Origin of the sequence: Fundicoccus culcitae, assembly GCF_024661895.1 — a bacterium.
In the GTDB taxonomy this organism is placed as follows: Bacteria; Bacillota; Bacilli; order Lactobacillales; family Aerococcaceae; genus Fundicoccus_A; species Fundicoccus_A culcitae.
The window spans coordinates 607,679-628,924 of sequence record NZ_CP102453.1 but is presented as its reverse complement, the minus strand read 5'-3'; the positions used below and the strand labels follow the sequence as shown (position 1 = coordinate 628,924).

18 protein-coding genes are annotated in these 21,246 nt (G+C 36.3%); 17 read left to right on the top strand and 1 reads right to left on the bottom strand.

Annotated elements, in window-relative coordinates:
* Positions 1–154 precede the first annotated feature (154 nt).
* From truB to NRE15_RS02900, 5 genes are all read left to right on the top strand, one after another.
* Positions 155–1,087, top strand: a complete 933-nt coding sequence (gene truB, locus NRE15_RS02920) for a tRNA pseudouridine(55) synthase TruB (protein WP_313794122.1) — start codon at positions 155–157, stop codon at positions 1,085–1,087.
* Between the two features lie 13 nt (positions 1,088–1,100).
* Complete coding sequence (gene ribF / locus NRE15_RS02915) at positions 1,101–2,048, top strand: riboflavin biosynthesis protein RibF (protein ID WP_313794121.1); 948 nt, start codon at positions 1,101–1,103, stop codon at positions 2,046–2,048.
* A 5-nt stretch (positions 2,049–2,053) separates the two neighbouring features.
* Entirely contained in the window at positions 2,054–3,229 is a 1,176-nt protein-coding gene (gene hemW / locus NRE15_RS02910; RefSeq protein WP_313794120.1) for a radical SAM family heme chaperone HemW, read from the top strand.
* Complete coding sequence (locus tag NRE15_RS02905; protein ID WP_313794119.1) at positions 3,226–4,089, top strand: YitT family protein; 864 nt, start codon at positions 3,226–3,228, stop codon at positions 4,087–4,089. The genes hemW and NRE15_RS02905 overlap by 4 nt, the downstream gene beginning before the upstream one ends.
* 94 nt (positions 4,090–4,183) lie before the next feature.
* Entirely contained in the window at positions 4,184–5,572 is a 1,389-nt protein-coding gene (locus NRE15_RS02900; RefSeq protein ID WP_313794118.1) for a polysaccharide deacetylase family protein, read from the top strand.
* Between the two features lie 32 nt (positions 5,573–5,604).
* On the opposite strand, the gene rnhC is transcribed toward NRE15_RS02900, so the two are convergent.
* Complete coding sequence (gene rnhC, locus NRE15_RS02895) at positions 5,605–6,555, bottom strand: ribonuclease HIII (RefSeq protein ID WP_313794117.1); 951 nt, start codon at positions 6,553–6,555, stop codon at positions 5,605–5,607.
* 152 nt (positions 6,556–6,707) lie between these two features.
* Here rnhC and zapA point away from each other — a divergent pair, with 152 nt between their 5' ends.
* The 12 genes from zapA (at position 6,708) to NRE15_RS02835 (ending at position 21,234) form a co-directional block, all read left to right on the top strand.
* The gene (gene zapA, locus NRE15_RS02890) at positions 6,708–7,097 is read left to right on the top strand and encodes a cell division protein ZapA (RefSeq protein WP_313794116.1); all 390 of its coding nucleotides are present in this window, start codon (positions 6,708–6,710) and stop codon (positions 7,095–7,097) included.
* A gap of 29 nt (positions 7,098–7,126) precedes the next feature.
* Complete coding sequence (locus NRE15_RS02885) at positions 7,127–7,684, top strand: CvpA family protein (RefSeq protein WP_313794115.1); 558 nt, start codon at positions 7,127–7,129, stop codon at positions 7,682–7,684.
* A 69-nt stretch (positions 7,685–7,753) separates the two neighbouring features.
* Positions 7,754–10,111, top strand: coding sequence for an endonuclease MutS2 (locus tag NRE15_RS02880; RefSeq protein WP_313794114.1), 2,358 nt, complete (start codon positions 7,754–7,756; stop codon positions 10,109–10,111).
* An 84-nt stretch (positions 10,112–10,195) separates the two neighbouring features.
* Positions 10,196–10,507, top strand: coding sequence for a thioredoxin (gene trxA, locus NRE15_RS02875; RefSeq protein WP_313794113.1), 312 nt, complete (start codon positions 10,196–10,198; stop codon positions 10,505–10,507).
* Positions 10,508–10,862: 355 nt separating this feature from the next.
* Positions 10,863–11,975 (top strand): alanine dehydrogenase, encoded by a 1,113-nt coding sequence (gene ald / locus NRE15_RS02870; protein WP_313794934.1) that lies wholly within the window; start codon positions 10,863–10,865, stop codon positions 11,973–11,975.
* Between the two features lie 62 nt (positions 11,976–12,037).
* The gene (locus NRE15_RS02865; RefSeq protein ID WP_313794112.1) at positions 12,038–13,033 is read left to right on the top strand and encodes a YdcF family protein; all 996 of its coding nucleotides are present in this window, start codon (positions 12,038–12,040) and stop codon (positions 13,031–13,033) included.
* A 260-nt stretch (positions 13,034–13,293) separates the two neighbouring features.
* Entirely contained in the window at positions 13,294–14,214 is a 921-nt protein-coding gene (glyQ, locus tag NRE15_RS02860; RefSeq protein WP_313794111.1) for a glycine--tRNA ligase subunit alpha, read from the top strand.
* Complete coding sequence (glyS, locus tag NRE15_RS02855) at positions 14,215–16,278, top strand: glycine--tRNA ligase subunit beta (protein ID WP_313794110.1); 2,064 nt, start codon at positions 14,215–14,217, stop codon at positions 16,276–16,278.
* A 41-nt stretch (positions 16,279–16,319) separates the two neighbouring features.
* Positions 16,320–17,630 (top strand): GTPase ObgE, encoded by a 1,311-nt coding sequence (gene obgE / locus NRE15_RS02850; protein WP_313794109.1) that lies wholly within the window; start codon positions 16,320–16,322, stop codon positions 17,628–17,630.
* A 10-nt stretch (positions 17,631–17,640) separates the two neighbouring features.
* Positions 17,641–19,479, top strand: a complete 1,839-nt coding sequence (locus NRE15_RS02845; protein ID WP_313794108.1) for an acyltransferase family protein — start codon at positions 17,641–17,643, stop codon at positions 19,477–19,479.
* Positions 19,480–19,505: 26 nt separating this feature from the next.
* Positions 19,506–20,438 carry a ribonuclease Z gene (rnz, locus tag NRE15_RS02840; protein WP_313794107.1) on the top strand — a complete coding sequence of 311 codons (933 nt, stop codon included), beginning with the start codon at positions 19,506–19,508 and terminating at the stop codon, positions 20,436–20,438.
* 7 nt (positions 20,439–20,445) lie between these two features.
* Entirely contained in the window at positions 20,446–21,234 is a 789-nt protein-coding gene (locus tag NRE15_RS02835) for an SDR family NAD(P)-dependent oxidoreductase (protein ID WP_313794106.1), read from the top strand.
* Positions 21,235–21,246 lie beyond the last annotated feature (12 nt).

Here is a 21,246-nt window from a genome sequence, read left to right as displayed (position 1 = left end):
CTCCTTTAACATTGTAAAACAAATACATTATGTTAATAATTATAGCACAGTTTAGCATAAGCTAATAACAAATTCGTCGAAATTTCGGCAATTGGAATGCTATTTTTCATCTGTTATAATGGTACAGAATGTATTGAAAAAGAGGGGCGAGTTCATGTTAAATGGCGTAATACCAATTTGGAAAGAAAAAGGGTTGACCAGTCATGATGTTGTCTTTAAATTGCGCAAAATACTTAAGCAAAAACGGATTGGTCATACAGGGACGCTCGATCCTCAAGTCGAAGGTGTCTTGCTTGTTTGTTTAGGTGAAGGTACTAAATTGGTTGAATTACTCATGGATGGCGAAAAAACATATGTAGGGGAAATTACCTTAGGTCAAGCAACTGAAACTGAAGATCGGTATGGAGCGATTATTGCCACTAAAAGAGTGCAACCCATGGTAGAACAAACAATCATTGATGCGACGATGGAGCAATTTAAGGGTTGGATTAATCAAATTCCGCCTTATTATTCGGCTGTTAAAGTACAGGGGAAGAAACTTTATGAGTATGCTAGAGCTGGAATTGAAGTTGAAAGACCTAGTCGCCAAGTGTTTATTCATGCGTTTGAGCGGACGAGCGAAATCAATTATGATGAACAAAAGGGTATCCAGTCTTGGACGTTTGAAGTGATATGTGGAAAAGGGACCTATGTAAGGACATTGGCGGTTGATTTAGGTAAGCAATTAGGTTATCCCGCACACATGTCAGCCTTAACGCGTAAAGCAACGGGAGGCTTTGATGAAGCTGATGCAGTGACCTTAGGAGAAGTACAACAAGCTATGGATGAAAATCAAATTGACCGTTTTATTTTTCCAATTGAAGCACTTTTGCGTAACTTTCCAACAATTGATTTATCTCAAGAAGAATATCATGATGTTCGGCATGGTAAAGTTTTAGCTGAAGATTATTTTGGAAAAGAAAATCTACTTCACGAGATTACAGTATTATGTTATCGTAATAAAGTAGTTGCCTTATACCAACCCCATCCAAATAAAGAACACTTAATAAAACCCTATCGTATGTTCACCCATACGATAAATGAATAGAAAGAGCGGACCTATGCAGAAAATATACTTACATCATCCTTATGATAAAACACAGATAATTAATGAACCCATTGTGATGGCACTAGGTTTTTTTGATGGAGTCCATTTAGGTCATCAACGTGTCATTAAAACAGCCATTGATGAAGCCCGCTTACGTGGCATTAAAGTGGCTGTAATGACATTTAGTCAACATCCTAAAATTGTATATCAAAAATTGGATCCTAAGGAAATGACTTATTTATCGACCAATGAACGCAAAGAAGAACTATTTGAGCAATTAGGTATCGACATCATGTATATGATTGATTATACCTATGATTTTGGGATGCAATCACCCCAAACCTTTGTGGATGATTATATAGTTGCTTTTAATGTAGAAGTAATTGTGGCTGGCTTTGATTATACCTATGGTAAACGTGAAGTTGCTAATATGCAGACCTTACCCGAACATGCAAAAGGGCGCTTTGAAATTATTGAGATACCCGAATTGATTTTACATCAAAAGAAAGTGGGATCATCTAATATTAAAGATTTAATCGAAACGGGAGAAATTGAAACAGCGAATGAAGAGTTAGGCTATATTTATCAGACTAGTGGGGTCGTTATTCATGGAGATAAACGTGGTCGCTTGTTGGGTTATCCAACAGCGAATATTTTGACCGATGATTTAGAACTTATCCCCGCTGTAGGTGTTTATGTAGTTGAAATTGAAGTGGGGGATCATTGGTATCAAGGTATGGCTTCAATTGGGTATAATATTACCTTTGAAGCCAATCGAAAAATGTCTTGCGAAGTATATATTTTAGATTTTAATCAAACCATTTATGGTGAAAAGGTAAAAATTAAATGGCATCATTATTTAAGGCCGGAGTTAAAATTTGCAAGCACCGATGATTTGATTCACCAATTGGATGAGGATTTAATCGATACACGAGCTTATTTTGCTACACTGGGAGGTTAGAATTCATGTCTGTTTTAACGCAAACGGTTGACGCTGCCTATATACATATTCCTTTTTGCAAGAAAATTTGTCATTATTGCGCCTTTAATAAATATTTCTACGACGGTCAACCTGTTGACCGTTACTTGATAGGATTAAATAACGAGATGCGTTTGTATGAGATAAATAAAAGCCAACCTTTAGATACGATTTATGTCGGCGGTGGGACGCCTTCTTGTTTAAATATGGAAGAGTTAGACATTTTATTAAATAGTATTCACCAACATTTACCCTTAGATGAAAAAACGGAATTTACCTTTGAGATTAACCCTGGTGAACTCAGTTTAGAAAAATGTGCCTTATTATATGATGCAGGTGTTAATCGTATTTCTATGGGTGTTCAAACCTTTAATGATAGCCTATTGCGTAAAATAGGTCGCAATCATCGCCAACAACATATTTATCAATCGATTGAGTGGTTAAGACAAGTCGGTTTTACCAATATTAGTATTGATTTAATTTTTCGACTTCCTGGACAAACCATTGAAGATTTTGACGAAAGTCTCGACAAAGCCTTAGACTTGGATTTGCCACATTACTCCTTGTATTCGTTGATTATTGAAAATCAAACAGTGTTTCAACAGTTAATGCGTGAGGGGAAACTACCTTTACCTTCTGAAGATGTTGATGCTGATATGTTTGAATTAGCTATTAAGCGTTTAGAAGAAAATGCTATCCATCAGTATGAAGTAAGTAACTTTGCTAAAGAAGGTTACCAATCAAGGCATAATATTAAGTATTGGCAATATAAACCCTATTATGGTTTTGGAGCAGGTGCACATGGGTTTGTAGATGAGACACGGTATTACAATCATGGTCCCGTTCATCATTATTTAAATAAAACGGAGCAAGATGAAAAACCAATCATTAATACCACACCACTTAGCCAAAACGAACAAATGGAAGAATATCTATTTCTGGCTTTACGAACCAATCAAGGTTTTCGCTTAAGTGCGTTTCAAGTTAAATTTAAGGTGTCGGCACTTGATTTATTTGGGGATTTTTTTGATTTACAAAACCAACGGGGTCTCTTAATGATTGATGCTGATCGTGTGTTTCTAACACAACGTGGACTCTTTTTAGCCGACACGGTCTTTAGAGATCTTATCGGTTGGTTAAGTAATAAAGGAGGGAATGAATGAAACTCAATAAGAGTACCTTTATTTCGGTTTTTTTAGTCTTGTTGGGGACCTTTATTATGTCGATTTCGATTAATTCAATTGTCATTCCTAACAATCTGGGTGACGGTGGTGTAACGGGCATTTCAGTCTTGCTATTTTATTTATTTGATATTAATCCATCAATTACCAATATTGTTATAAATGGTTTTTTGTTAGCCATCGGCTGGCGGTATTTGTCTAAAGAATTAGTGATGTATACGATACTTTCGATAATTTCTTTATCCATCTTTATGAATTATCCCGTTTTCGACCCCTTTATCCCTGAAAATTCTTTAATACCACCCATTATTGCGGGTGTTTTAACCGGTTTTGGCATTGGGTTAGTGGTTTTAGGTCGGGGAACGACAGCAGGCACAGATATTATTGCTATGTTATTAAATAAATACTTCGGAATACGTGTTGCGACAGGACTGGCCATGTGTGACATTGTGATTGTGTCCTTTAGTTTATATGTGGTTGGTTTAGAAAGCGGTATTATGACCTATATAACGATCTTTGTAACTAATCAAGTATTAAACTTTATTTTAGAAGGGTTTAATCCAAAAAAATCATTGTTGGTCATTTCTAATCACTATGAAGAAATAGCTGAACGTGTAATGAAAGATGTGAATCGAGGTATCACGGTCATCAATGGCTATGGTTATTATTCACAATCTGAAAAAAACATTTTATATGTCGTTGTTAACCGCCAACAATTAATGCCGATTCAACGGATTATTCATGAAATTGATGCAAATGCCTTTGTTGTTATATCGGATGTTCAGCAAGTTTTAGGTGAGGGTTTTACCTTTTATTTGGATGATTTACCTACGGAAGGTTAGAAAAAGGTCCTGTAATTATAATGAAAATTTAAGTAAAAATTTCTGATAAAGTCGTGTATAATACCTGTAAGATAAGCATAAAAGGGTGAGAAGTGTGAGGAAAATAGGTAATAACTTAGGTAAAAATAGATGGGTCGTAATTGCATTAGAAATTGTGCTATTAGTCATTTTGGTTGTATTTATTTTTAATCAATTCAATTCAACCATCGGTAGTTTACGCCGAGCGCAGGCCTCGGTTCAAAAGCTATATGTCGATAATGATTTCACTGAACTTAACCTAGATGTTACCCAAGCAGAGATTGATCAGGCAACGGAGCAAATAAATAATGTTACAGGATCCAATCAAGATGTTTTACTCTCACAAATAGAAGTCGCTCAAAATCAATATTATGCTTTAAATCAGTTGTCACAATATTATGAAGTTTCGCATCCCAAGGAGTTAATTCAATCTGCTGAACCTTTAAAATTAAAGGCAGAGGTTGCGCCCCAACAAGTAGCAGAATCGAAACAAACTTTTATGGCAAATTTAACGGATTCCGATTCAGAGTTGGACCAACATTTCCTTCAATTGTATGATCAGGCTTATACACAAGGGACTGAATTACAAGCTTTAGAGGCTTCGTTCACTGATTTACCCACGGATCTACGGACTAAAGAGGAACTTTTAAATGCTGTCGAGGGTGTTCAATTTATAGAAGAAGAACTGGATCGTTTAGATGACACGATTAATTTGGATGCAGTTCAATCAGAATTCGACGTATATTGTCAGGATTTGAGTCAAGACATTGTTGAATGGGACCATTCAATCGAAAATTTAACCGAAGAAGAATTAGCCTATATTGGTAAAAGTCCCACTTTATCACAGTCATTTATTGGCACACCTTTAAATTATTTATCAAAAAGAGTGGCTTTAACTTTTGATGATGGCCCCAATGAAGCTTATACCTTGCAAGTTTTAGATATTTTAGATCATTATGATGTCGTAGGGACTTTTTTTGTCATGGGTGCCTATGTTGATGAATATCCGCAGGTAGCCAATGAAATCGTTAAAAGAGGTCATGTCATTGGTAACCACACTTACAATCATTTTGATTTAGGAACATTATCGGATGCACAAGTTATGGAACAAATTAACTGGACACAAGATTCGATTAAAGAAGCCACAGGCGCCACGCCAGAATTATTACGTTTTCCGTTTGGTAAGGGAGGTCCACATATTTTGAGTCTAACCGAGGACTTGGATTCTATTTTGTGGACGATAGATACATTGGATTGGAAAACACATGATGCTGAGTTAATTCACCAAGAGACATTGGCTAATTTGCAACCTCAGTCCATTATTTTAATGCACGATACTCATCAAGCCACCCCTGATGCTCTAAAAACGCTCATTCCTATTTTGTTAGATATGGGATACACCTTTGTGACACCGAATGAAACAGGAGTGAACATTCCTTATTACTCTGACAACAGCCATTTATAATAAATATCTCAATGTCATGATGGAATCATTGGTTAGTACTTATATTTATTAGCAAGAAGTTTGGCTTTTTTAGTATTGGCGAAGTGAAGTTTGGCCGTTTTAAATAAAGCACCTTCACCATGATCGCGAATAAGTTCAGCAGCAAAAAGATCCACGTTTTTACCTGCACCACTGGGTAATTTGCGACCGTAAGGTTTTCCTAAGCGAACTAAGGAATCTACAAAAGCAGCGCGTGCAATAATCGAAGCACTGGCTACAGCTAAATTATGACTTTCAGCTTTTTCCATAAAATGAATCTTACCCGAATAGGGGTGAGGTTCATTTTTTAAATAGTGATAAAAATTCTTTTCGCTCGTAAATTGATCGATTAATACGCCGTCAAATTCAGCCTTTTCATTGTCATTCATTTTTTCATTAATTAGAGCTTGCAAGGCTTCATTATGTAAGGCAACTTTTATCTGATTCGCATTCATCGTAGAAGTCATTTTGTTATAACGAATCGGAGGACATTCAACCAATTTATAAGTCAATGTTACTTTCAAATCAGCTGCGATTTGTCTAATTTGTGTATCCGTTAAAACTTTTGAATCACGTACACCCAATTCTTTAACCAAGGCCTGTTTATCTTGAGGTAAGTATACTGCACAAACAGTGAGTGAACCGAAATAACTGCCGTTGCCAACTTCATCACTACCTATTAGGTTAGCCTGGTGAAGTTTTTTGACTAAGGGAGTTATTGTTGGTGATTCTTTCTTTGGGGCTTTACTGTCAACAGTTGTAGCCCTTGCTTGCCATTGTTCAGCTTCTTGTTGAGCATCATTCCCTTGAAACAGCACTTTTCCACTTGTATAAGCCGTGATGGTTGTGTTGTTTTTTTTAGCTCTAAAGACGCTATAAGGGACTGTATTTAATAAATAATCCTGATAAAAAGCTTGCATTTTTTGAATATCTTGGTCTGTCATTGTTAATGTAATAGAAGTCATAGATATGTCCTTTCAATTATTCTTTAACTATTATACGAAGTAAATGTGAATAAACCTAGTAAAATAAGGTCATGGATGAAATTATACAATTTATTTGTTAAAATATGTAGGAGCAATTATTTCAATTTACCATATACATAAGGAGAATGACCATGGATGAAAAACGTCGTTTTAAAGCTGAGATAGCTGGGAAACAATATACCATAGTAGGTAATCGTAGCGCAGAACATCTAAACACGGTTGTCGATATTGTCAATCAACAATTAGAACAGCTTGGCGAATTAGATGATAATTTAAACTATGCAGACCGTAGCATTTTGATGGCTATTAATGCGATTTCCGATCAATTAGTTAAAGAATGTCGCATTGTTGAGTTAGAGAAAGAAAATGCCGCTTTAAAAGAACAGTTATCTAGACAGGCAACCGTAAAACAACATAATGTACGTTCAAAACAAAATTATACCTCAAAGCAAAGTACAAGAAAACCCGAGCAAACGCCCCATCAAAATAACACAGTCAACAACCAACCTAGCAATAGTTAAGGTAGTTTGTCTCGTAAAGGAGATTGTTAATGTTAACGATACTTATTTTTATTATACTAGCATTTAGTTTTTATACCGGCTTTAGACGTGGTTTGATTATGCAAGCCATTCAATTAATAGGCTATACTTTAACGGTGATATTGGCAACACAATATTATGAACCCTTATCGGAATATGTTGAAATGATTATCCCATTTCCAGCCATCCAACAAAGTAGTGAGTTTGTGTTTTACAATGAATCACAAAGCTTCTTTTTAGACCAAGCGTTTTATCGTGCTATTTCGTTTGTTATCATCACGATTATTGGTTGGATATTAACCAAAATATTATCCTCATTCTTAACTAAAATTATTTATTATGATGTTTTTAAAACCATCAACCGGGTCATTGGTGGGTTGATTAACTTATTTGTGACCTATGTTGTCGTATTTGTGGTGTTGTTTATCGCTTCATTAATTCCGATTGAATTCGTCCAACAACAATTTGTCGACAACCCTGTTGCTTACCAAATAGTAGCCAACACGCCTGTACTGTCAGACTTAGCTACTGAAACATGGCTGAATGTCAATCCATTACAATCTAACTAACGCCATCCAATCCAGTGATGGCGTTTGTTCTTGCCACGCTATCACCCTGATGAAAGGACAGATCGCTGAATGAATTCTGAAAAGATTTATCAGACCTTAGAGTTTTATAAAATTCAACAAACACTCAAGCAATCGACCCAGACCGATTTAGCTAATACGAAAATCGATCAAATGAAAATTGAAACGAATATTGATATTATTAACCGTCTACAAAATGAAACCGATGAAGCCTATAGCATAATTAAACAATCAAAAAATATCCCCATTCCTAGGCTGGCTAATTTAAGTACGGCTTTAAGACGCTTAAAAATTAGTGCCAGTTTAAATGGTATAGAAATAAGCCAAATCGGGAAAGTTTTAAGTACCGCTAGACAAATAAGTGATTTCTTTGAAGATTTAGCGCAAGAAGATAAATTTTTCCCACAATTAAGTGAATGGGCGGATCAAGTAGTTATTTTACCTGATATTGAAAAATTAATTCAAGTATCCATTGCTGAGGATGGCAGTGTGCTTTCTTCGGCTTCAGCTAAACTAGGTCAAATTAGACGTCATCAAAGTAACACCGAAAACCAAGTACGAACCCAACTGAATCAATTGTTAAAGACTAAAGCCAATGAACTATCCGATAATTTAATTACCATGCGTAACGGACGCTATGTCTTACCCGTTAAAGCTGAATTTCGACATCGCTTTGGTGGGACCGTACATGATCAAAGTAGTACGGGGCAAACACTTTACATCGAACCACAATCGATTGTTCAATTAAATAATAAGCGCACAGAACTCCAAGCCGAAGAGCAACGTGAAATTGAAGTGATTTTAAATGATATTTCATTGCAGTTAGAACCTTATCAGCATGATATCTCTTTAAATGAATCCATTATCGCCGAGTTGGATTTTATTCAAGCACGGGCAATGTATGCTAAAGCCATTAATGCCGTTAAACCGAAATTTTCAGTTGAACAAAAAATTGCTATGTGGCAAGCACGTCACCCCTTAATTGATGCCGAAAAAATTGTTCCTAATGATATATTGATTGGTGACCAATATCAGGCATTGATTATTACCGGTCCAAATACAGGTGGTAAAACCATTTTACTTAAAACGTTAGGTATTATTCAAATGATGGGCCAATCAGGTTTACATGTACCTTGTGAGGAAGGTAGCCAGCTTGGCGTCTTTGATCAAATATTTGCCGATATTGGAGATGAACAATCCATTGAACAAAATCTAAGTACTTTCTCTAGTCATATGACGAATATTGTAAGTATTCTTAATCAAGCTACGCACCAATCACTGCTTTTATTTGATGAGTTAGGTTCGGGGACCGATCCTCAAGAAGGTGCCTCATTAGCGATGGCAATCTTAGACTATGTTCGTAAACTGGGAGCGACAGTGATGGCAACCACTCACTATCCGGAACTAAAAGTTTATGCGCATGAAGCGCCAAATACCATTAATGCGAGTATGGAATTTGATTCTGACACCTTGTCACCAACCTATCGCTTACTGATTGGCGTCCCAGGTCGCAGTAATGCTTTGGAAATTTCCAAACGTTTAGGGTTGCGTGAGGATATTTTAGAAAATGCTCGTTCAGGAATTTCTCAAGATAACCAATCCATCAATGAAATGGTTGCTAATTTAGAACGTGAAAGACGTCAAAGTGAATTAAATGTGGAACAAACACAACGTGAGTTAGACGAAGCCGAAAAATTATTAGATGATCTTCGAACGGAATATCAAAGATGGATGAGTAAAAAAGAAACCATTGAACAAAATGCCATACGTCAAGCTAATGAAAAAGTTGCACAAGCAGAAGAAGAAGCTGACAAATTAATCCGTGAGATCAGGGACTTACAACTCCAACAAGGCAATGATGCGACCATCAAAGAGCATGTGTTAATCGATAAAAAAGCCCAAGTTAGCCAATTGAAACAAGCGGAAAAATTAAAGAAAAACAAAGTGTTACAGCGAGCTAAAAAACAAGCGAGTTTTAATGTGGGCGACGAAGTGGAAGTTTTATCTTATGGTCAGCGCGGTACAATTATCGAACAAGTAGACAAGGATACTTATAACGTACAGTTAGGTATTCTAAAAATGAAAATAGATGCCAATGATTTAAGGCCACTTGAATCTGTAGAACCAAAAACGACCGTCAATGTCCAAAGAAAAGCGGGCAACAAAGTGCAACCAACCTTAGATATTCGGGGTGAACGCGTTGAAGAAGGGATTAATCGCTTGAATCAATATTTAGATGCCGCTTTACTTTCCAATCATCCGCGTGTAACCATTATTCATGGTAAAGGCACTGGTGCTCTACGTAGTGGGGTTCAGCAAGTTTTAAAAAACCACCTCCAAGTGGATCATTTTGAATATTCACCTCCTAGTAGCGGTGGTGATGGTTCAACTATCGTCTATTTTAAGTAAATATTTTTTGCGACAAGCAATTAATTAGCAACATTCAAAAGAGTATGATAATATAGATTACGAAATAAAAAGGAGGACTTTAATATGGTTAAAGATATTACGGATGCACAATTTGAAGAAACAACTGCTGAAGGTGTAACTTTAGTGGATTTTTGGGCACCTTGGTGTGGTCCTTGTCGTATGCAATCACCTGTCGTTGAGGAATTAGCAACAGAATTGGATGGACAAGTAAATTTTTATAAAATGAATGTTGATGATGAGCCTAAAACAGCTCAATCATTTGGGATTATGTCAATTCCAACATTATTAATTAAAAAAGATGGTCAAGTTGTTGACAAATTAGTTGGTTTCCATGACAAAAACCGTTTAAATCAAGTTTTAAGTCAATATATTTAATGGACTAACTTAGTTAAATTTCATTTAAAGCCAATTTTTCAATGTGGGTGTTTTTTCACATGTAACATTGAAAAATTGGCTTTTTTTGTGTGTTAAAACTGTATTAGTCTTAAAAAACAAAAGACTGTTAGTGCCAATTTTAACTAAGTTTATACTGTACTGATTTGTTTTTTAAATAGCCTTTATCGATTAAAATAATTCCTAGTATAAACGGTTTTGCTTAAAATATAAGGTGTTTTATGGTAGTATAATAAAGTAACAGCAAAGATTTTACATTGATTCATTGTTTAGCTGAAAGAGGTCAGAAGATGAATGAATGCACAATATCTACCAAAAAATAAAACGGAGTGATTATATGAAAATTGGTGTACCTAAAGAGATAAAATCATTTGAAAATCGTGTAGCATTAACTCCAGCTGGAGTCGCTCAATTAGTTGAAAAAGGACATGATGTCTATATTGAGGCCGGCGCAGGCGTGGGATCGGGTTTTCTGGATGACGATTACCGTAAAATGGGTGCTGTTATTGAAACGGATGCCGCTAATGTTTGGGATGTTGATATGGTCTTTAAAGTAAAAGAACCTTTGGAAAGCGAGTATCAATATTTCCGGAAAGATTTAATTATTTTCACTTACTTACATTTAGCTAACGATGAAAAATTAACCAGAGAATTACTTGAAACAGGAACAATTGGGTTAGCCTATGAAACAATGTCATTAAATGGAAAATTACCCTTGTTAACGCCGATGAGTGAAGTAGCTGGTCGCTACGCTGTGCAAGTAGGTTCACAATTATTAGAAAAACAATATGGTGGTAAAGGTATTTTACTTGGATCTGTGCCAGGCGTCCCTGTAGGTAAAGTTGTTATTATTGGTGGGGGTGTTGTAGGAATTAATGCGGCTAAAATTGCCATTGGATTTGGTGCACAAGTAACCATTATTGATTTAAATCCGACACGCTTAGCCGAATTAGCCGATATATTTGGCAATCAAGTAGAAACAATCATGTCAAATCCAGCCAATATCGCTGAACAAGTAAAAGATGCGGATATTGTGATAGGGTCTGTCCTAATCCCTGGAGCCAAAGCGCCTGTCTTAGTTACTGAGGAAATGGTTAAATCCATGGAAGCCGGTTCGGTCATTATTGATATTGCCGTTGATCAAGGTGGTAATTTTGAAACCATCGATCATGCAACAACACATGAAGACCCTTATTATATTAAACATGATGTCCTACATTATGCGGTTGCGAATATTCCAGGAGCTGTACCACGTACGTCAACCTTAGCCTTGACCAATGTGACTTTACGTTATGCCATGTTAGTTGCTGATAACGGTTTGGTTCAAGCAGCTAAAAGCAATTCAACTATTTTAACAGGTATCAACACCTATCAAGGTAAGATGACCAATAAAGCCGTAGCTGAATCATTTAATCTTGATTATACGGACATAGAAAATTTACTAAAATAGAATAACATGTTAAAGTGTATGCAAGGAAGACTGCATACACTTTTTTTAAAGGAGTTTATCTGATGAAGTTATTAAATGTTCGAACGCAACCTGTTTTGAGAGATTTTACTGGTCCTAATAACCCTCAATTATTGGAACCAAAGATAGGGCAAAGCTTTGAATCAGAACCAGCTTTTCATCCTGTTCTAGAACAATTAAACCAATGGAACATCAAGACGGCTGTAAAGCAATTAGATCACATCATCCAAAATTATCCAGATTATCGCATACAAGCTATTCGTTTAAAAGCTGAAGTTTACGGCACTTATGATTATTTTCAATCGGCTTGGGAACAATGGGATTTAATTCTTGCCGACTTACCTACTGACCGCCAAGCTCTTTTCTTAAGCACGATTTATGCGCATATTCTCAACTCATCAACGCACTATTCCGAACGCTTTATTCAATTAAATAAATACCACCCCAACGACGCTAAACGGTTAACGCAACTAATTACTTTCATTGACCGTTTTAAAAGCAACAAAAATTTATGGCGAACCATTCAGTCCTTGACGACCATCGATGCTATTGTAGTCTTTGGTAAAGGTTTAAAAAGTGACGGAAGTATTCCAATTGCCTTGGAAGCACGACTGCAAGCAGCTAAAAAACTCAGTCATAGACATCCTGAAGCAAAAATTATCGTCAGTGGTGGCGCAGTTGCCAATCAATATAATGAATCAGAACATATGGCGAAATGGTTCGTAGAACACCAAATTGATTCGTCAACCATTATTCGTGAGCCCTTAGCTAAAGATACGGTTGGCAATTCGATTGAATCAAGTAAAATTATTTTAGAAGAAGGCTTCAAAACAATCGTAGCGGTTAGTTCAGCCATTCACTTGCCACGTGCATGGATGAGTTTAAAAGCTAACCCTGATTTACTGTTAAATCAAATAAATATCGCTGCCTATGCACCTATGGAAGAAATAAAGACAGCGATTACTTTAAAAGAACAACAACTGAGCTACACAACCGTACTAAGGGTATCAAAACATTTTACCTATGCTGATTTCTCCTAAAATCTATTTTATAAATATAATTGACTTTTTACGCATAAAGAAGTAAGATAGACGCTACAAGATTAAAGCAATTAAGCGACTCTAGGGCGGTGAAAGCTAGAGAAACGAATTTGGCATTTTTTAACATACTATATATTTTTTGAGTGCCAGTATCACTGGAAATAGGGTGGAACCGCGATTAAATCGTCCCTATGATTAGATGTTTATCTAATCATAGGGACTTTTATATTGTCAAAAATTATTTATTAAGGAGATTTACAATGAAAAAACCAACGATTCAATCCATGATTAATACGTTGCAACAGTTTTGGTCAGAACAAGGTTGTTTGGTATTGCAAAGTTATGATGTTGAAAAGGGAGCTGGAACAATGAGCCCCTATACTTTTTTACGGGCTATTGGACCTGAACCTTGGAATGCCGTTTATGTCGAACCATCAAGACGGCCATCCGATGGTCGTTACGGACAAAATCCTAACCGTCTATTCCAACATCATCAATTACAAGTGGTCATGAAACCTTCACCTTTAAATATTCAAGAACTCTATTTAGATAGTTTAGTGGCACTTGGAATTGATCCTTTAAAGCATGATATCCGTTTTGTGGAAGATAACTGGGAGAATCCTTCCCTTGGCTGTGCAGGTTTAGGCTGGGAAGTTTGGATAGATGGAATGGAAATTACTCAGTTTACATATTTTCAACAAGTGGGTGGCTTGAAATGTCATCCGGTGACTAGTGAATTGACCTATGGGATTGAACGTTTAGCCATGTATCTATTAGATGTCGACAATGTTTTTGATCTTGAATGGGTTGAAGGTGTAAAATATGGCGAAATCTTCCTGCAACCAGAAAGAGAACATTCTACGTATGCTTTTGAAGAAAGCAACACGGAGATGCTATTCAACCAATTTAATCAGTATGAAACGGAAGCGCAACATTTAGTGGATTTAGGTCTTGTTCACCCAGCGTATGATTATATTTTGAAATGTAGCCATACATTTAATCTTTTGGATGCTAGAGGGATGATTTCTGTGTCTGATCGTGCAGGTTATTTAGCTAGAATTAGACACTTAGCCCGTTCAGTGGCAAAAGCTTTTGTGGCAGAGCGTGAACGCTTAGGTTTTCCTTTGTTGAAAAAAGACCAAGTAGAACAGACAGCCGTTAATGAAGGGGTGGAGAAATAAATGAGTCATCAATATTTATTAGAATTGGGAATGGAAGAAATTCCAGCAAGATTCTTATTAGATCTCTCGAATCAATTACGCGACAAAGTGTCACAATTTTTAGATGCAGAACGAATCAGTTTTGAGACAATCCAAGCCTATGCGACACCACGACGTTTAGCGGTTTTAGTGTCTGGTTTAGCTAGCAAACAAGCTGATTTAGAAGAGAAGGCAAAGGGTCCTGCTTTACGCATCGCCAAAGATAATGAGGGCAATTGGACGAAAGCCGCAATAGGTTTTGCAAGAGGTCAAGGGGCAACGGTAGACGATTTATATGTTGAAACAGTTAAAGATGAAGACTATGTGTTTGTCGATAAACATTTGAAAGGGAGTGCCACGCAAACAATCCTAACGCAGATTAATGATGTTTTAGCTAGTTTAACTTTTCCTGTTACGATGCATTGGAATAGTTATGAAGAAGAATTTATTCGACCTGTTCATTGGATTGTATCCTTGTTGGATGAAACGATTATTCCTTTTACTTTCTTACATGTGGATGCTGGCAACGAATCAAAGGGACACCGCTTTTTAGGCCACTCGGTTGTGATAGATTCAGCAACAAATTATGAAGTGCTACTGGAAGAACAAAAAGTCATCGTTGATTTTGCTAAGCGTCAAAAGCTGATTGAAGAACAAATTCAAGCATTAGCCACTGAAAACAATTGGCAAGTACCAATGAATCAGGATTTGTTAGATGAAGTTACTTCTATTGTTGAATGGCCAACAGCCTTTTTCGGAACGTTTTCAGATGATTATTTAACCATGCCTGACTTAATCTTGACGACAGCCATGCGTGATCATCAACGATATTTTTATGTTTTAGATCAAACAACTGATGAACTATTGCCTTACTTTATTTCGGTACGTAATGGAAATGCGGAATTTATTGAGAATGTTGTTAAAGGGAATGAAAAAGTTTTAAGAGCCCGCTTAGAAGATGGTTTATTTTTCTATCAAGCCGATTTAAATCAATCGGTTGATATTTTTAATGAAAAACTAAAAACGGTTAAAGAACATTTTAAATTAGGTAGTCTGGCTGATAAAGAAGAAAGAGTTGCTTATTTAGTTAAACTGATTGGGGATGCCTTAGGTAGCCAATTACAAGCTACGACGGTAGCGAAAACCGTTGAAGCCGCACATATTTATAAATTTGATTTAATGACGCAAGTTGTAGGCGAATTTCCTGAATTACAAGGGAAAATGGGGCAAATTTATGCAGAAAAATTTGGTTTAGATACTGATATTGCCCAAGCTATTGGCTCGCAATATTTACCGACGACAAGTGGGGGAGCTTTACCTCAAACCGAAACAGGGGCATTATTAGCGCTGGCTGATAAATTAGATACTTTAGTAAATTATTTTGCAGTCGATTTAATTCCGACGGGATCAAATGACCCATATGCTTTAAGAAGACAAGCAACGGGTATTGTTGAGATTATTGCCAACCAAAATTGGTCACTTAATTTATTAGATATTATTAAGCCGTTTATTAATAAATTACCTTTTTCGGGTGAAGAAGATGAATTGCTAAATAAATTAGCTGATTTTATTAAAGCGCGTATTCAGCAATATATTGAGCGTCAAGGTGTCGAATATGATATGATTGAATCAGTTCTTGAAAGTTATCATTTAGATATTAATCGCCATATTCAATTTGCCAATGGTTTACAATCTTTAAAAAATAATGCAGCGGAAAATTATCGACTCATGGTTGAGGCGTTATCGCGTGTGGTGAATTTAGGGGTTAAAGTGGAGTCATCTACGGAACCTTCATTAGCTTTAGCTCAAACTGAATCGGAACAAGATTTGATTCGATTAAGTTTACAAGCTAATCTTAATGACTCAGTCGAAGATTTATTAAATTATTATCAAAGTTTAATTCAACCTATCGATCGCTATTTTGAGAATAACTTAGTAAATTCTCCAGATGATTCAATTAAAACGAATCGACAAGCAACACTTAAGCGATTAACTCATACCATCTTAGGTCTATTTGATCCAAGAAAATTAATCAGTAAATTTTAAACGCATAAAGTGAGAAAATTTAGTAAGGAAGGAGAGTGTTTATGTCTACATTTTTAGATCGTGCAACAGTTTCTGTTAAAGCTGGAAAAGGTGGAGATGGAATGGTTGCTTTTAGGCGAGAAAAATATGTTCCAGACGGAGGTCCAGCAGGTGGTGACGGCGGTAAAGGTGGCGATATTGTTTTTCAAGTCGATGAAGGTTTGCGCACATTAATGGATTTACGTTATACCCGTCATTTTAAAGCCAAAAATGGTGAGAATGGCATGAGTAAAGGGAAGTATGGCGCTGGGGCAGATGATTTAATTGTAAAAGTGCCAGCTGGCACCATTGTTAGAGAACTAGAAAGCCAGCAGCTAATTGCTGATTTAGTTGAAAATGGTCAGTCAGTTGTGGTTGCTAAAGGTGGTCGTGGTGGCCGTGGCAATATACGCTTCGCTACCCACAAAAACCCTGCACCTGCTATCGCTGAAAATGGTGAACCTGGTGAAGAAAGGGAGCTTTCATTAGAGTTAAAATTGTTAGCTGACGTTGGACTTATTGGTTTTCCAAGTGTAGGTAAATCGACTTTATTATCTGTTATTAGTAATGCAAAACCTAAAATAGCCGATTATCAATTTACAACATTGGTACCTAATTTAGGTGTTGTCAAGCTAGACATTAATCGAGAATTTGTCGTAGCTGATATGCCTGGACTTATTGAGGGCGCTTCTGAGGGTGTTGGCTTAGGAATTGATTTTCTAAGACATATTGAAAGGACTAAAGTTTTACTTCATGTCATTGATATGTCGGCTGCTCATGGTCGTCATCCATTTGATGATTACATTAAATTATTAAATGAATTAGAAGCCTATAATGAAAAATTACTCGATCGGCCAATGCTAATCGTGGCGAATAAGATGGATGCTGAGAATGCCGATAGTCATCTAACAGAATTCAAAGAACAGTTAGCTGCCTATTACAAGGATTCCCCCCGACCAGAACCAGAAATTTTCACCATTAGTGCTTGGCAAAATCAAGGTATTACGGATTTGCTTGAAGCTACTTATGATTTAGTTGTTCATAGTGACTTTGTTCCTTTAGAGACTGAGGATGAAGCCAATTTCGTTTATTATGGACTTGAAGAAGATGCAGTACCATTCACGATTACGCAATTAGATGATAACTATTGGTCCATTTCGGGTGAAAAAATTGAAAAATTGTATAAAATGACCAATATGGCTCATGACGAAAGTATCGCTCGTTTTACCCGTCAAATACGTGGCATGGGAATTGATGAAGCCTTACGTAATTTAGGTGCTCAAACTGGAGATATCGTTGAATTACTGGACTTTCAATTTGAGTTTTTAGATTAGGTGAATCAAAATGAACGATCAAAAGAAAGTAAATCGTATTCAGCTATTTGATGGGTTGAAAGGAGTAGCAATTATTACCATAATTGCTTACTATCTTTTTCAACATTTAGTTCCAGGCGGTTTTTTAGCTGTCAATCTTTTCTTAGTTATTGCAGGTTTCTTTAATTTTCGACATTTTACGACGCTTAATTTAAATCAGCCTGTTAAAGTTATTAAAAATTACTATGCATCGCGTTTTAAACGCCTTTTTTTCCCAATGTTAGCCATGATTATGGTGACAATTACGTACATTATGCTTTTTCAAAGAGACTTTTTCTATAATATACGCAACATGTCACTGTCTTCTTTGTTATTTGTCAACAATTATTATCAAATTTTTAATGAACAATCGTATTTTGTCCAAGCAGCTAATCCAAGTCCATTTACGCATTTATGGTATGTATCCTTATATGCACAATTAGTATTATTAACCCCCTTAATGGTCTACTTGTTTTATGCATGGCATCGTAGACCGTCTATATCGGTTAATATGCTCTTAATTGTTTCAGCCATCTCAGCTATTTTAATGGCCTATTTATACGATGGTGGCGATCCTACACGTATTTATTATGATCTTTTAACGCGTTTATCTGCTTATACTTTTGGTGGCGCTATTGGCTATTTGTATCCTATTCGACTAAAACCAAAACCGATGAAGCGAAATGTTAAGTTAACGTTTAATATGATTGGTACGGTAGCTATCTTGTTGCTTTTTGTTATGGTTCGTTTTATGTATGGCACACAAGCTTTTGCCTATCGATTTGGTTTAACCTTATTTTCTATAGTTTGTGGCTTGTTTATTATTAGTTCAATTCACCCGGAAACCTTATGGAGCAAAATTATTTCTTTTCCTGTATTTACTTGGTTAGGTAAGCGGAGTATGTCTTATTATCTCTGGTTTTATCCTGTTCATTTAATTATCCCTAGTCAAATTACCTTTATTAATGATAATGTCTGGTTACATACCTTGGTTCAAGTGGTTATCATTATGGTTCTGGCTGAGATTACTTATCAATTATTTGAAAAACAAGCGATTGTTTTGCCGATTGGACAAGATTTTAATTGGAAAAAAATGAAGTATCAAGTGCGGTATTTAATTGACCACCCGCAAGCACTCATAAACATTAAAATAATTACGGTTATTTATTTGTTGTTTTTTGTTGGGGGTACGGTAGGATTGGCGATTACACCTGAAACACGTGATACGGATTCAGAAGATTTGCAAACGTTGATTGAAAATAATCAACAACTGGCTCAAGACACGATTGCAAACAACACCCAGAACAATAAAGTGATTAATAATATTGAAGGCTTAAGTCAAGAAGAACTGTTATACGCTAATGGGTTAGATGTAACCTTTATCGGTGATTCAGTCTTACTGGCTGCCGCTGAACAGATTAATGAAGTCTTTCCCAAAGCAAAATTGTCAGGACAAGAAGGGCGTCAACTGTACAATAGTGTGGATGTTGTTAAAGAATTAGAAAGTTTAGATCGGTTAATGCCAACGGTTATTGTTGTGTTAGGTAGTAATGGGACCTTTACGGAAGGTCAATTAAATGATTTTATCAATGCTATCGGACCAGACCGCTCAATTTATTTCTTAACGAGTAATGCTGATCGTTCTTGGGTCAGTGATGCAAATAGTCAATTGGAAGCTTCAACTCGACGCTTTGGTAATGTCAATATCATTGATTGGGCTAGTTATGCTAATGATCATCCTGAATGGTTAAGAGATTATGCCCATCCAACAGTAGAAGGGTCCTTAGAAATGGCTAAGTTAATTGCCAAAGATTTGTATCGAACGCGATAACATGTGTCATAGAAAGAGAGGCTTTGATGCAATTATTTTTTCTAGGAACAGGAGCAGGTGTTCCGGCGAAAGCAAGGAATGTCAGCTCACTTGTTTTAAAATTATTAGATGAATTAAATGAAATGTGGTTATTTGATTGTGGTGAAGCCACTCAACACCAAATTTTGAAAACATCTTTGAAACCCCGTAAAATTTCACGGATATTTATTACCCATATGCATGGTGATCATATTTTTGGATTACCCGGATTATTAAGTAGTCGTTCGTTTCAAGGTGGTGATACGCCGGTTACCATTTATGGACCAAAAGGGATAAAGGCTTTTATTCATGCCACCTTAAGTTATTCAAAAACGCACTTAAGCTATCCGCTAGAAATTGTTGAATTAAATCCAGAGGGTGGTGTCATTCAATTACCCAAAAATTGGCAAGTAAAGTATTTACCGCTTAATCATGGCATCTTGAGTTTTGGCTATCGAATTATAGAACCCGATAAAGAAGGTGAATTACTGGTCGATAAACTGGCTAGTTATAAAATCCCCAACGGACCCATATTTGGACAACTTAAACGTGGCGAGCAAGTTCGTTTAGCCGATGGGACGGTTTTAGATGGGAAAGATTATATTGGGCAGTCTCAAAATGGACGTGTCGTTACTATTTTAGGCGACACGCGTCCATGTGATCATTTAGCCCTGCTTGCTAAAGATGCAGATGCCTTGGTACATGAATGTACCTATCAAGCGGAAGAGACGCAACTCGCCTACAATCACTTCCATTCAACGAGTTTGCAAGCAGCGCAAGTTGCCCTTAGTGGCAATGTTAAAACATTATATTTAAATCATATTTCAGCCCGTTACCTAGGATCTGATGCTAAAGCTCTAGAAGCGGAGGCACGTTCAATTTTTCCAAATAGTCATTTAGTTTATGACTTGAATGAATTTGACATCAATTATCGGGAGTAGGATGAAAATGACAAAAATTGTTTTGATAACAGGTGCTTCTAGTGGGATTGGACGCCAAGTGGCTATTAAAGCGGCTGAACAAGGTTTTTCACTTATCCTAGTCGCAAGACGCATGGATCGCTTAACTGAGTTAGCCAATCAATTATTTAAAATGTATCAGACAAATGTGTTGGTTATTAAGTGCGATTTAACGGATTCAGCTCAAATTGAACGGATGGTTGCTAAATCGATTGAGCGTTTTCAGCGGATTGATGTACTGATTAATTGTGCGGGTTATGGGTCTTTTAAATCGTATGATCAATTTTCGTATGCTGATTATGAGTTGATGTTTAAAACGAATACGTTGAGTATGATGTATCTCAGTCAATTGGTCGCTAAACAAATGGAATTACAAAAAGCGGGGCATATCATAATTATAGCCAGTGTAGCGGGTAAAATTGCTACAAAGTCATCAACCGCCTACTCGGCAACTAAATTTGCCATGATTGGATTTGCCAATGCTTTACGTTTAGAACTTGCTTCTAAAAACATTCATGTAACAACAGTGAATTTTGGTCCCGTAGCCACAGAGTTTTTTGAACATGACAGCGATTCAAAATCATATTATAATAAAGTAAAGTTGATGGCTTTGGATGTGGATAAAGCAGCACAAATTATTTCAGATCAAATAGATGGGAAGCATTTAATCCAACGTGAAATAAATAGCCCTGCCTATTTTGGTATCCTTTCTAATTTGTATCAGTTATTTCCAAGAATAGGTGATAGTATTACGCGACATCTTGTCAATTTAAAATAAATTTATTAGGAG

Bases quoted from the DNA above. Each gene is read 5' to 3' on its own strand.
- NRE15_RS02885 (WP_313794115.1), top strand. From the start codon at position 7,127: ATGTTAACGATACTTATTTTTATTATACTAGCATTTAGTTTTTATACC.
- NRE15_RS02880 (WP_313794114.1), top strand. From the start codon at position 7,754: ATGAATTCTGAAAAGATTTATCAGACCTTAGAGTTTTATAAAATTCAA.
- rnhC (WP_313794117.1), bottom strand. From the start codon at position 6,555: ATGACTTCTATTACATTAACAATGACAGACCAAGATATTCAAAAAATG.
- truB (WP_313794122.1), top strand. From the start codon at position 155: ATGTTAAATGGCGTAATACCAATTTGGAAAGAAAAAGGGTTGACCAGT.
- ribF (WP_313794121.1), top strand. From the start codon at position 1,101: ATGCAGAAAATATACTTACATCATCCTTATGATAAAACACAGATAATT.
- NRE15_RS02905 (WP_313794119.1), top strand. From the start codon at position 3,226: ATGAAACTCAATAAGAGTACCTTTATTTCGGTTTTTTTAGTCTTGTTG.
- NRE15_RS02845 (WP_313794108.1), top strand. From the start codon at position 17,641: ATGAACGATCAAAAGAAAGTAAATCGTATTCAGCTATTTGATGGGTTG.
- NRE15_RS02835 (WP_313794106.1), top strand. From the start codon at position 20,446: ATGACAAAAATTGTTTTGATAACAGGTGCTTCTAGTGGGATTGGACGC.
- rnz (WP_313794107.1), top strand. From the start codon at position 19,506: ATGCAATTATTTTTTCTAGGAACAGGAGCAGGTGTTCCGGCGAAAGCA.
- zapA (WP_313794116.1), top strand. From the start codon at position 6,708: ATGGATGAAAAACGTCGTTTTAAAGCTGAGATAGCTGGGAAACAATAT.
- obgE (WP_313794109.1), top strand. From the start codon at position 16,320: ATGTCTACATTTTTAGATCGTGCAACAGTTTCTGTTAAAGCTGGAAAA.
- NRE15_RS02865 (WP_313794112.1), top strand. From the start codon at position 12,038: ATGAAGTTATTAAATGTTCGAACGCAACCTGTTTTGAGAGATTTTACT.
- hemW (WP_313794120.1), top strand. From the start codon at position 2,054: ATGTCTGTTTTAACGCAAACGGTTGACGCTGCCTATATACATATTCCT.
- glyQ (WP_313794111.1), top strand. From the start codon at position 13,294: ATGAAAAAACCAACGATTCAATCCATGATTAATACGTTGCAACAGTTT.
- trxA (WP_313794113.1), top strand. From the start codon at position 10,196: ATGGTTAAAGATATTACGGATGCACAATTTGAAGAAACAACTGCTGAA.
- ald (WP_313794934.1), top strand. From the start codon at position 10,863: ATGAAAATTGGTGTACCTAAAGAGATAAAATCATTTGAAAATCGTGTA.
- glyS (WP_313794110.1), top strand. From the start codon at position 14,215: ATGAGTCATCAATATTTATTAGAATTGGGAATGGAAGAAATTCCAGCA.